The 11,899-nt window shown below is 29.3% G+C and carries 12 protein-coding genes; 4 read left to right on the top strand and 8 right to left on the bottom strand.

The window, feature by feature from the left end; genetic code table 11:
* Nucleotides 1-6: 6 nt before the first annotated feature.
* From ACKU4C_RS00830 to rpsT, 8 genes are all read right to left on the bottom strand, one after another.
* Nucleotides 7-678 (bottom strand): PhoU domain-containing protein, encoded by a 672-nt coding sequence (locus ACKU4C_RS00830; protein WP_321313807.1) that lies wholly within the window; start codon nt 676-678, stop codon nt 7-9.
* On the bottom strand, nt 678-1,445 hold the full coding sequence (gene pstB / locus ACKU4C_RS00835) for a phosphate ABC transporter ATP-binding protein PstB (protein WP_321313809.1): 768 nt from the start codon (nt 1,443-1,445) through the stop codon (nt 678-680). Before pstB ends, ACKU4C_RS00830 begins: the two co-directional genes overlap by 1 nt.
* Before the next feature lie 16 nt (nt 1,446-1,461).
* Nucleotides 1,462-2,643, bottom strand: a complete 1,182-nt coding sequence (gene pstA, locus ACKU4C_RS00840) for a phosphate ABC transporter permease PstA (protein ID WP_321313811.1) — start codon at nt 2,641-2,643, stop codon at nt 1,462-1,464.
* Complete coding sequence (gene pstC, locus ACKU4C_RS00845) at nt 2,643-3,536, bottom strand: phosphate ABC transporter permease subunit PstC (protein ID WP_321315896.1); 894 nt, start codon at nt 3,534-3,536, stop codon at nt 2,643-2,645. The genes pstA and pstC overlap by 1 nt, the downstream gene beginning before the upstream one ends.
* A gap of 91 nt (nt 3,537-3,627) precedes the next feature.
* The gene (locus ACKU4C_RS00850) at nt 3,628-5,343 is read right to left on the bottom strand and encodes a GGDEF domain-containing protein (RefSeq protein WP_321315898.1); all 1,716 of its coding nucleotides are present in this window, start codon (nt 5,341-5,343) and stop codon (nt 3,628-3,630) included.
* A gap of 119 nt (nt 5,344-5,462) precedes the next feature.
* On the bottom strand, nt 5,463-6,512 hold the full coding sequence (locus ACKU4C_RS00855; RefSeq protein ID WP_321315899.1) for a substrate-binding domain-containing protein: 1,050 nt from the start codon (nt 6,510-6,512) through the stop codon (nt 5,463-5,465).
* A 136-nt stretch (nt 6,513-6,648) separates the two neighbouring features.
* The gene (gene prfA / locus ACKU4C_RS00860; RefSeq protein ID WP_321313813.1) at nt 6,649-7,716 is read right to left on the bottom strand and encodes a peptide chain release factor 1; all 1,068 of its coding nucleotides are present in this window, start codon (nt 7,714-7,716) and stop codon (nt 6,649-6,651) included.
* A 52-nt stretch (nt 7,717-7,768) separates the two neighbouring features.
* Entirely contained in the window at nt 7,769-8,029 is a 261-nt protein-coding gene (rpsT, locus tag ACKU4C_RS00865) for a 30S ribosomal protein S20 (RefSeq protein WP_321313815.1), read from the bottom strand.
* Between the two features lie 104 nt (nt 8,030-8,133).
* Between rpsT and glmM the strand changes: the two genes are divergently transcribed.
* From glmM to mobA, 4 genes are all read left to right on the top strand, one after another.
* Nucleotides 8,134-9,468 carry a phosphoglucosamine mutase gene (glmM, locus tag ACKU4C_RS00870; RefSeq protein WP_321313817.1) on the top strand — a complete coding sequence of 445 codons (1,335 nt, stop codon included), beginning with the start codon at nt 8,134-8,136 and terminating at the stop codon, nt 9,466-9,468.
* A complete protein-coding gene (lspA, locus tag ACKU4C_RS00875) occupies nt 9,465-9,938 on the top strand; it encodes a signal peptidase II (protein ID WP_321313819.1) in 474 nt (157 codons plus the stop codon). Before glmM ends, lspA begins: the two co-directional genes overlap by 4 nt.
* 64 nt (nt 9,939-10,002) lie before the next feature.
* A complete protein-coding gene (locus ACKU4C_RS00880) occupies nt 10,003-11,283 on the top strand; it encodes a 3-isopropylmalate dehydratase large subunit (RefSeq protein ID WP_321313821.1) in 1,281 nt (426 codons plus the stop codon).
* A 1-nt stretch (nt 11,284) separates the two neighbouring features.
* Complete coding sequence (mobA, locus tag ACKU4C_RS00885) at nt 11,285-11,863, top strand: molybdenum cofactor guanylyltransferase MobA (RefSeq protein WP_321313823.1); 579 nt, start codon at nt 11,285-11,287, stop codon at nt 11,861-11,863.
* Nucleotides 11,864-11,899: the final 36 nt, after the last annotated feature.

The following is an 11,899-nucleotide window of genomic DNA, read 5'->3' on the forward strand; positions in this document are numbered from 1 at the left end:
TAAAAATTATTTAGCTTGTTCTATTGATCCACCAACTTCAGCAAATAATAATAAGTTTGCAATAGATGCAGCTCTATCAGCTGTTTTTTCAAGTCTTCTTAAACTACTTAAAACATCAAAATAATCTCTTGAAAGTTCAATATTTTTTGTAATAAGTTTTAGAGTATTTTTTTCGATAATTGCATATAAATCATCAGTTTTACTCTCTTCAACACTTACTTTATGAAAACCAGCTTCAATAACTTTATCATCACTCTCTTTTACAAGATTTACTGCTGTCTCAAAAGCTAAATTTGAGGCTTTTAATAAGGGAATAGCATACTCTAGTATTGTATGTTTATCAAGCTCTTCAGTAAAAGATTTTTTAAAAGTTTTAACAAAAGATTTAGAATTTGCACCAGCTCTTAGTAATTCATTAGTGATTTTAAGATAAGAAACCATCTCTCTTAAATCTCTAGCTTCTGGTGAATATAGAGCTAATGTTTTAACTATTAAGTTATCTATCTCATTTGACTTTACTGATAAAGTTCTAATTGATAAATTTACATCTTTTAACATAGTAAGGTCATTTTCTTTTAATGCAGACAGTGATATTTTATTTGCATGGATTACTTCTTGACCTATCCTATAAATCTCTTCTTTTATTTTTTGTACATTTTCTTCATATGGTTTTAACATTATCCGAACCTTCCTGTAATATAATCTTCAGTTTTTTTGTTTGATGGATTAACAAATATAGTATCTGTTTCATCATACTCAATTAATTTTCCTAAGTGGAAAAATGCGGTATAGTCTGCAACTCTTGCTGCTTGTTGCATATTATGAGTAACAGTAATAATTGTATATTTTTCTTTTAATTCAAGCATTAATGCTTCAATTTTTTCAGTTGAAATAGGATCAAGAGCTGAAGTTGGTTCATCCATTAAGATTACTTCAGGTTTTACTGCAATAGTTCTTGCTATACAAAGCCTTTGTTGTTGCCCACCTGAAAGAGATGTTCCTGGATCATTTAGTTTATCTTTAACTTCGTTCCAAAGACCAGCATCTTTAAGAGATTTTTCAACAAGTTCGTCACAATCTTTACCTTTTTTTACTAAACTATGTTTTAATGGAGCATAAGAAACATTATCATAAATAGATTTTGGAAAAGGGTTTGGTTGTTGAAAAACCATACCTATTCTTTTTCTTACACTAACTTCATCTACATCTTTATCGTAAATATTTTTTTCATCAATTACTACTGAACCATCAATATTTACAGTTGAGATTAAGTCGTTCATTCTATTTAAACATCTAAGAAATGTAGATTTTCCACAACCAGATGGTCCAATAAGTGCTGTAATTTTATTTTCATATAATGGTACAGTAATATTGTGAAGGGCATGATTTTCTCCATACCAAAGATTTAATTCTTTTACATCTACTTTAATTTTATTATTTGACATTTTTATTTTTTCCTTATTACCATTTTACTTCATATTTTTTTCTTAGATAAATTGCTAAAGAATTTAAAGAAATTAGAATTGTTAATAACACCATAATACCAGCAGCAGTTTTTTCTACATACATTCTTTCTGGCATACCTGCCCAAGTAAATAATTGTGCTGGCATAACAGTAGCAGCTTCAAAAATTGAACCAGGAGAGTCTGGAATAAATGCAATCATACCAATAATGATTAATGGTGCAGTTTCTCCCATGGCTTGTGCTAAACCAATGATTGAACCTGTTAAAATTCCAGGAAAAGCAAGTGGTAAAACATGGTCTCTTGTAACTTCAATTTTCGTTAAACCTAAACCGTAGCCCGCTTGTCTAATAGAATCTGGAACTGCTCTTAATGCTGCTCTTGAACTTACAATAATAATTGGTAGAGTCATAAGTGCTAAAGTTAAACCACCAACTAAAGGGGAAGATCTTGGAAGTCCAAAAAGATTAATAAATATAGCAAGACCTAAAAGACCAAATAGGATTGAAGGTATTGCTGCTAAGTTATTAATATTTACTTCAATAGTTTGTGTAAATTTATTGTCATCTGCAAACTCTTCAAGATATATTGCTGTCATAACTCCAATTGGAAATGCAAAAGCCATAGTAATTATAAGTGTTAAAACTGAACCTACTATAGCAGATTTTAAACCAGCATATTCAGGAGTTTTTGAATCTCCATTTTTAAAAAATATTTCATTAAATTTAAGATCAATATCTCCAAATGCTTTCATATCATCAACTAAAGCTCTATCTTTTCTTTTTAGCTTATAATAGTGTCCTTTTAAATATTGGTCAACTTGATCATCTGCTAATACCCAAGTTTTAATAGTTTTACCCATTAGTTCGGGATTCTCTTCAATCATCTTTGGAACCATTCTTAACCACGCTCTTGATACAATTCTTGAATATTTTCTATCAATTGCCTTTCTGTAGCTATTTTTAGATTCTTGTGAATAAGTTACATCTATATGTAAATATGCTTGTTGGAAAGCAGGACTTCCTTTAGATACCATATCGAAAAGGAAAAATACAAGAAATGCTATTGAGAAAACTAAAGACGAAACAGTAAAAGTTTTAAATCTCTTTGAGCTTCTATGTCTTTTATTTAATGATGGATCGTAAAAAGGGTTGTCTGTATTTTTATTTTTTCTTTTCATCATAATGTATTCACTTTATATTTTTCTTTAAATTTTCTAATCATTGTTAATGAAATAATATTCAAAATCAATGTTACAACAAATAGTGCAAGCCCTAGTGCAAAAGCAGAAAGTGTTTCAGGAGAGTTGAAAGCTTGGTCTCCAACTAGTGCATCAACAATTCTAACTGTTACAGTTGTCATATCTTCCAATGGGTTTAATGATAAGTTTGGTCTTAAACCTGCAGCCATAACAACAATCATTGTTTCACCAATTGCTTTTGAGAAACCTAGTAGCGTTGCTGAAATAATACCTGGGAGTGCAGAAGGTAAAACTATATTTTTTATAGTTTCTCCTTGAGTCATACCAAGACCAAGTGAAGCTTTTCTTTGACTATCTGGAACTGCTCTAATAACATCATCAGAAAGTGATGATATTACAGGGATAATCATAATTCCCATAACTACACCTGAAGCTAGAGCTGAGTTAAATGTTGCTTCTAATCCGAAGAAGTCAGCTGCTTTAACAACAAATGGTGCAACTGTTATTGCGGCAAAGAAACCATATACAACCGTTGGAATACCAGCAAGTATCTCTAAAATAGGTTTTAAATAATCTCTTGTTTTCCCATTTGCATATTCACTCATATAAATTGCACTACCAAGACCTATTGGAATTGCAACTGCCATGGCTATAAATGTAATCATTAATGTACCAGCAAAAATAGGAACGGCACCAAACTTACTCCCAACAATACCAGGAGACCATTCAAGACCTGTAAGGAAGTACCAGAAGCTTCTCAATTGAAAAAATGAAATAGCTTCAAAAAGTATAGAAAAAAGAATACCAAAAGTTGTAAGAATAGATATAGTAGAAGCTACAATTAATGCAGTTTTGATAATTCTTTCTTTCATTACTGTTGATCTGTTTTTAGACTCAAATGAATGCAATATTTACCTTTCATATAAATTTTGAGAATTGTATTACAAAATGGTTACAGTAAAGTTACATATTTATGCAGATACCAAAAGGTTTATCTATAGATTTAGATCTTTTTTTAATCTCTCCAAGTTTTGAGTTAAAGTTTTCAATGCTACTTTGTTTAGTTACTTCAATAATAGATGCTGAGACACTTAAAAGTTTGAATTCTCTAATAGTTCCATATCTATCTTTTGCAGTAATATGTCCATTTTTTAAATCATTTTCATTATAAAGGCTTTGTACATTGTGTTCAAACTCTTTTTGTATGTTAAAAATTATATTATATACATTTTCATAACTCATATTTACAAAACCTACAAAAAAATCATCTCCTCCAATATGTGCAATAAAACTCTCCCTTGAAAGGTATTTTTGAAGTATTTCTGAAAACATTAAAATAGCTCTATCCCCTAGTCTAAATCCATAAGTATCATTAAAAGGTTTAAAATCATTAAAATCAAAATATATGATTTGAGCTTGTATTTTTTTATCAAAAATATTGTAGATGAAATCATCAATTTGATTATTTCCAGGTAGTTTAGTAAGTGGGTTTTGATTTTCAGCAATTTCAATATTTCTTTTATAAGATAAAAGTAGGAGATTATTTAGGCTTATAAAACCATAATAGATTGAATCTTTACTTACAAATATACCTTTTGCATCATTTCTTAGATTAAAAATCTCTAAAGCCTTATCTATTCCCCAACTTATATCAATCTCAGGAACAGCTTGTAAATAGTGTTTAAGTTTTGCTTTAAAAGATTGGTTTTTTGCAAGGGATAAACCATATTGAGAATAAGATATCTTCTTAATGTCTACTTCATATATGGCACCTAAAATTTTCTTTTCAGAATTTACTACTGGTACAAATGTATTTTTTGTATGCTCTTTAAAATAGATAAAAAGGTCATGCAAGGAGGAGTCATCAGATATTGCATCAACTTTTTCAATAAAAGACTTGTCAATATTATTGCTTAATACTCTTCTATCTTTTTTAAAAAAGCTTCTACCTTTATAACTCTTTTTTATTTCAGTTATATCTATTGTAGGTCTGCAAAAAAGGTAACCTTGTAGGTAATCAACTTTTATATCTTTGCAAGTTAAATATTCTTCTACTCTTTCTATACCTTCTGCTATAACTTTTATCCCCATTGTATGTGCCATTTCAACTATAGAGGAACAAAAAAGTCTCTTTTTGGGGTCTTTATCAATATATGAGATAAAAAATTTATCAATCTTTACAAAGTTTGTATCTGATATATAAAGTAGATGTAAACCAGAAACGCCAGTACCAAAGTCATCAATTGCTGTTTTAATATCGTTTTGATTATAATTTTTTATCGATTCTTGTAGATTTTTTTCATCTTTAAAGAGATTATGTTCTGTTAATTCAAAACATAACTTATCAGGTTTTATATCTAACTCTTCTAGGATTTCTAATGTTTTACCTAGTTTCTTATTTGGCATGTTAAAAACTCTATTATCAAGATTATAGAAGATTTTGATATTTGGAATATCAATTTTTTTAAATTTTTTTAAAGCTTTTTTTCTTAATTTAATATCACAATTATAAAGTATTTCCTCTTTTGCTAGATAATCGAAGAAACTATTTATTGAGTTAAAGCCAAGCTCTTTACAGTTTCTAAGAAGTGCCTCAACTGCAAATGTTTTACCTGAATTAGTATTGATGATTGGTTGAAAGGCAAAATCAAGTTTACCTATATCGAGTTTATCTTCTATTTTTTTGCCTTAATTTAGACTTATAACTAGGTTTTTACCTCTTGTGTTCGCTGCGACAGATAAAAACCTATTTATAAATCTAATAATTAAAAGAGAAGATAACTTCTCTTTTAATCTAATTAGTGTTTTAAAGCATCTAAAGTAAGTTTTTTACCTTCTAAAACAGCTTTTCTAATAGCAGTTCTTTGTGACTCTGGAAGAGGGATAAGACCAATTTCAGTTAAGATACCATTATTACCAATCATATTTTCAGACATAAACATCTCAACATATTTGTTCATTGCTGGAACATCTTTTTTGTGAGAGTTTTTAGTATAGAAGAATAACGATCTAGATACTGGGTATTTAGCAGAAGAGATGTTATCAGGAGTTGGAGCTACACCATTAATTGTAGAACCAATTAATTTATCTTCATTTTCTTCTAAGAAAGAGAAACCAAAGATACCAAATGCATTTTTGTTTTTAGTTAATTTTTGAACAATGATGTTATCATTTTCACCAGATGGAACATATACACCGTCAGTTCTAATTACAGAGTATTTTTTATATTTTTTGTTTGCTTTTTTATCAGCTTTATAAAGGTCAGTATATACAGACATTTTTTTGAATACATGTTGCATTACTAATTCTTCGAATGCATCTCTTGTACCAGATGATTTTGGTGGTCCATAAACAATAATTTCTCTATTTGGTAAAGAAGCATCAATATCAGACCATTTTTTATATGGGTTTGCAATTAAAGATTTACCATCTTTTGAAGGTACTTCAGCAGCAACTGCTAATGCTAATTGCTCTCTAGTTACGTTAAATGAAGAGTTTGATTTATCTTGAGCAAATGCAATACCATCATATCCAATTACTGATTCAGTAATATCAGTTACACCATTTTTTTCACAAAGTGTAAACTCTTTAGTTTTCATTCTTCTTGATGCATTTGTAATATCTGGAGTATTTAAATTATTTCCAGCACAAAATAATTTCATACCACCACCTGAACCAGTTGATTCAACTACAGGAGTTGGATATTTTGTTGTTGCACCTAGTTCTTCAGCTACAGCAGAAGAGAATGGATAAACTGTAGATGAACCTACAATTTTAATTTGGTCTCTTGCACTTAAAGATACAGTAAGTGCAGCAGATGCTAATAAAGCAAGTGTTGTTTTTTTCATTGTCATTTTTGTCTCCGTAAAAAATTAAGATATGGAATTATATATGGAAACAATTACATTTTGGTTACTTTAAACCTTTGTTATTATATGACAAGAAAAATTATTTTTTAAGATTAGGTAGATATGCCAATGGATTTTATAATCCATTAGCCTCTATTAGTTTTGCTTGATAGTCTGTTATCAGTGGGTCAATTATTTCATTAAATAGACCATCATTCATAATATAATCAAGTCTATACAAAGTTAAATTTATTCTATGGTCTGAAACTCTATTTTGTGGATAATTATATGTTCTAATTCTTCCACTTCTATCACCAGTTCCAACTTGTTCTTTTCTGTTAGCACCCTCTGCTTCCATTTTCTCTTGCATTTGAATATCATAAAGCCTAGCTTTTAAAACTTTCATAGCTTTATCTTTATTCTTGTGCTGAGATTTTTGGTCTTGGTTTGTAACAACAATACCTGTTGGAATATGCGTGATTCTTACTGCTGAATCTGTAGTATTTACTGATTGTCCACCATTACCACTTGCTCTCATTACATCAATTTTAAGATCGCTTGGGCTTATGTCAATCTCAACATCATCAACTTCTGGCATTACTGCAACAGTTATAGCTGAAGTATGAACTCTTCCTTGAGATTCTGTTGCAGGTACCCTTTGAACTCTATGAGTACCACCTTCAAACTTTAGTTTTGAGTAAACATGGTCACCTTTAAATAAGGCAACAATCTCTTTATAGCCACCAGCTTCACTCTCACTTTGGTTCATGATCTCTACTTTCCAACCATTATTTTCTGCATATCTTAAATAACCTCTAAAAAGGTCACCTACGAAAATTGCAGCTTCATCCCCACCTGTTCCTGCTCTAAGCTCTAAATAAATATTTTTTTCATCATTAGGATCTTTAGGAATCATTAAGAATTTTATATCTTCTTCTAATTGAGGTTTAAGAGATTCTAACTCTTTTAGTTCCTCTTTTGCTAATTCACCTAACTCATCATCTTCAAGCATTAGTTTGTTATCTTCGATATCTTCTAGTACTTTTTTATATTCTTTCGCTTTATTAACAATTGGTTCTATACTTGATTGTTCTTTAGAAAGATCTGTCATCTTTTTTATATCAGATGTTATGTCTGGAGAGATCAATAAATTATTAATCTCTTCATATCTGTCTATAAAAGGCTGTAGTTTATCTTGTAGCATATATTTGTTTGTATTTATTAAATGTTATAGACTAATATATAAAATATTAAAGTTATATAGCATTTACTTTTGCTTGTAATCTACTAACTTTTCTTGCTGCATTACCTTTTTTAAGGATACCTTTTGAAACACAGTGGTGAATATATTTGTTAGCAGCTTTCATTGCTTCAGCAGCTTTATCTTTATCAGTAGCTTCGATAGCAACTAACACATCTTTTGTTACATTTTTGATTCTAGTTTTGTAAAATCTGTTTCTTTCAGTTTTTACCTTAGTTTGTCTTGCTCTTTTTTCAGCAGATTTATGATTTGCCATATTAATTTAACCTCTTTGTAAAATTTTTAAGGGTAGAATATTATCTAAATAACTTTAAAGTTAGTTTAAAATAAGGTAAGTTTAATAAAAAAGTAGGAAATTATATGAAACTATTTGGAACTGATGGAGTTCGTGGAAAAGCGGGCGATTTTTTAGATGCAATTACAGTATTAAAGTTAGCAAAAGCAGCTGGTATATATTTTAGAAAATTTTCAACTACAAATAAGATATTAGTTGGAAAAGATACTAGAAGAAGTGGTTATATGATTGAAAATGCACTTGTAAGTGGTTTAACATCAGTTGGTTATGATGTTATACAAATAGGACCTATGCCTACACCTGCAATCGCATATTTAACTGAATCAATGAGATGTGATGGTGGAATAATGATATCAGCTTCACATAACCCCTTTGAAGATAATGGGATTAAATTTTTTGATAATCATGGAGATAAGTTAAGTAGTACTTGTGAAGCAGAGATTGAAAAAATATTTCAAAATAGGGAATTGTTACAAGAAGAGGAAACAACGGGAAGAGACATAGGTTCTTCAAAAAGAATAGATGATGTTATAGGAAGATATATTGTATCAATTAAAAGTACTTTCCCTCAAGATTTAACATTAAAAAGTATTAGAATTGTTCTTGATTGTGCAAATGGTGCAGCATACAAAGTAGCTCCTACAATATTGGATGAGTTAGGTGCTGATGTAATTACAATTAATGATGAACCTAATGGTTATAATATAAATGAAAATTGTGGAGCTTTGCATCCTGAACAAGTTGGAAACTTAGTTAAAGAGTATAGAGCTGATATTGGAATAGCTCTTGATGGTGATGCTGATAGGCTTGTAGTTATTGATGAACAAGGTAATGTAGTTCATGGAGATAAACTATTAGGGGCATTAGCTTTATTTTTAAAAGAAGAGAATATTTTAAAAGGTGAAGCTTGTGTTAGTACAGTTATGTCTAATAAAGCATTAGAAGATTTTTTAAATTCACATGAACTTAAATTATTAAGATCTGATGTTGGTGATAAACATGTATTAGAACAAATGAAAAAGAATGGTATAAATTTTGGAGGGGAACAAAGTGGTCATATCATTTTCTCTGATGTTGCAAAAACTGGTGATGGTTTAGCTTCAGCTTTACAAGTATTAGCTTTGATGTTAAGAAGTAAGAAAAAAGCTAGTGAAATATTAAATCCTTTTGATCTTTATCCTCAAATATTAGTTAATGTAAAAGTTACAGAAAAAAAACCACTAGATCAAATTGAAGGTTTAGAAGAATTACTAAATAGTTTTAGGCAAAAAGGTATAAGAGATTTAATTAGATATTCAGGGACAGAAAACAAAATAAGACTTCTTTTAGAGGGTAAAGATAAAAAAGAGGTTGAAAAGTCAATGAAAGAATTAGAAAAATTTATTAAAAAATCTTTATGAAAAATAAAATAAAAATTTCATTTTTTATCTTTATATCAATATTTATTGTTGATCAGATAATTAAATATGGTTTTGCTAATTTTGATTGGAATGTAGAAGGTCCAATAATGTCATTACAGTTAGCTTATAACTATGGGGTAGCATTTTCCATGTTTTCTTTTTTAGCTGAGTACCTTAAGTTTATTCAGTTAGCTTTAGTATTAGCTGGAACAATATATTTATATAAAAATCCAGAGGTTTTTTATGAGTATTATATCCCTGTAGGCTTATTGTATGCAGGTGGGCTATCTAATATTTTAGATAGATTTACCTATGGGGGAGTTGTTGATTATCTTTATTGGCACTATGGTTTTGAATTTGCAATATTTAATTTAGCTGATGTGATAATAGATTTAGCTGTTGTGATAATTATTTATAAACAAATAAAAGATTCAAAAAAAGTTAATCAAGAAAAAAAACAAAATGATTAAGAATTTGTAGTTAAAAGAAATTTAGCTATAATCCATGAAAAATTAAAAATTAAGAGAGTAATTAATGGGTCAAACAATTACAGAAAAAATATTTAGTGAACACGTAGGAAAAGAGGTTTATGCAGGTGAGATTGTAAGAAGTCCAATTGATATGGTTATTGGAAATGATATTACAACTCCTATTTCAATTAGAGCATTTGAAGAGGGTGGTTTTGAAAAATTAGCTAATCCAGAAGGGTTTGCAATTGTTCTTGATCACTTTATTCCAGCAAAAGATATTGCATCTGCAAATCAAGCAAAAATCTCAAGGGATTTTGCAATGAAGCATGATTTAAAATATTTCTTTGATGAAAAAGATATGGGAATTGAACACGCTTTATTACCAGAAAAAGGTTTAGTTTTACCAGGTGATGTTATTATTGGTGCAGATTCACACACATGTACACATGGTGGATTGGGTGCATTTTCTACTGGTATGGGAAGTACTGATATCTCATTTGGGATGATTACTGGTGGAAACTGGTTTAAAGTTCCAGAATCAATCAAAGTTGTAATGACTGGTAAACCAAGTGAATATGTTTCAGGAAAAGATATTATCCTTGAAGTTATCAGACAACTAGGTGTTGATGGAGCTTTATATCAAGCTTTAGAATTTACTGGAGATACAGTACAATACTTAACTATGGATGATAGATTCTCTATTTGTAATATGGCTATTGAAGCTGGTGCAAAAAATGGAATTTTCGCTTATGATGAAACTACAGAAGAGTTTTTAAATAAAACTGCAGAAGCAAATGGTGGATTAAGAGCTGAGCCAAAAATTCATTATTCTGATGAAGATGCAAAATATACAAAAATTATTGAAATTGATGTTGCTAATTTAGAACCAGTAATTGCATATCCTTTCTTACCAGATAATGGGCACTCAGTTTCTCAGGCAGTTGCAGATAATATTAGAGTTGATCAAGTATTTATTGGGTCATGTACAAATGGTAGATTAAGTGACTTTAAAATTGCAGCTGAAATTCTTGAAGGTAAAAAAGTTGCAAGACATGTTAGAATGATTTTAACTCCAGGAACTCAAAAAATTCTTAGAGATGCAACAAAATTAGGATATATTGACACATTGGTTGATGCAGGAGCTGTTGTTTCAAATCCTACTTGTGGAGCATGTTTAGGTGGATATATGGGGATCTTAGGAGATGAAGAGGTTTGTATCTCTACAACTAATAGAAACTTTGTAGGAAGAATGGGTTCAAGAAGCTCAAAAATCTACTTAGCAAATAGTGCAGTTGCAGCAGCTAGTGCAATTTCAGGATATATTACAGACCCTAAAAGTTTATAATATGGACTCTTCACTCTATTTTGATATACCTTGTGTAATTCTTTGTGGAGGGAAAAGTTCAAGAATGGGAGAAGATAAAGCTCTTCTTCCTTTTTCTAACTACAAAACCTTATCTGAATACCAATATGAAAGATTAAAACCTTATTTTAAAAAAATTTATATATCTTCTAAAACTGATAAATTTGATTTTGAAAAAAATTTAATTTTAGATAAAGAAAAAATTTATTCTCCTATTATTGCTTTAGAAACTATATTCAAAATACTACAAAATGAAGAAAGAATATTTATAATTACAGTTGATACTCCTTTTGTTAAAATTGAAACAATAAAAAAAATAATTGATTTATCTATAAATTACGATATTGTAATACCTGAAGCAGAAAAAACCCATAATTTATGTGGTGTGTTTAATAAATCTTGCTTATCATTTATAGAAGAGATGTTAAATAATAATATTCATAAAGTAAATTATTTAATCAAAAATTCAAAAACAAAAATCTTACAGTGTGACGATGAATACGAGTTTTTGAATCTTAATGACAAAATTCAATATCAGTTAGCCAAATCATATATAAGCTGAACTAATAATTATAATTAATTAATTCAGTGTAAATTA

It is taken from the genome of Halarcobacter sp. (assembly GCF_963676935.1).
In the GTDB taxonomy this organism is placed as follows: domain Bacteria; phylum Campylobacterota; class Campylobacteria; order Campylobacterales; family Arcobacteraceae; genus Halarcobacter.

Excerpts from the sequence above, each read along its gene's own strand:
- pstA (WP_321313811.1), bottom strand. The coding sequence starts at position 2,643 with ATGAAAAGAAAAAATAAAAATACAGACAACCCTTTTTACGATCCATCA.
- ACKU4C_RS00880 (WP_321313821.1), top strand. The coding sequence starts at position 10,003 with ATGGGTCAAACAATTACAGAAAAAATATTTAGTGAACACGTAGGAAAA.
- pstB (WP_321313809.1), bottom strand. The coding sequence starts at position 1,445 with ATGTCAAATAATAAAATTAAAGTAGATGTAAAAGAATTAAATCTTTGG.
- glmM (WP_321313817.1), top strand. The coding sequence starts at position 8,134 with ATGAAACTATTTGGAACTGATGGAGTTCGTGGAAAAGCGGGCGATTTT.
- ACKU4C_RS00830 (WP_321313807.1), bottom strand. The coding sequence starts at position 678 with ATGTTAAAACCATATGAAGAAAATGTACAAAAAATAAAAGAAGAGATT.
- lspA (WP_321313819.1), top strand. The coding sequence starts at position 9,465 with ATGAAAAATAAAATAAAAATTTCATTTTTTATCTTTATATCAATATTT.
- mobA (WP_321313823.1), top strand. The coding sequence starts at position 11,285 with ATGGACTCTTCACTCTATTTTGATATACCTTGTGTAATTCTTTGTGGA.
- prfA (WP_321313813.1), bottom strand. The coding sequence starts at position 7,716 with ATGCTACAAGATAAACTACAGCCTTTTATAGACAGATATGAAGAGATT.
- ACKU4C_RS00855 (WP_321315899.1), bottom strand. The coding sequence starts at position 6,512 with ATGAAAAAAACAACACTTGCTTTATTAGCATCTGCTGCACTTACTGTA.
- rpsT (WP_321313815.1), bottom strand. The coding sequence starts at position 8,029 with ATGGCAAATCATAAATCTGCTGAAAAAAGAGCAAGACAAACTAAGGTA.
- pstC (WP_321315896.1), bottom strand. The coding sequence starts at position 3,536 with ATGAAAGAAAGAATTATCAAAACTGCATTAATTGTAGCTTCTACTATA.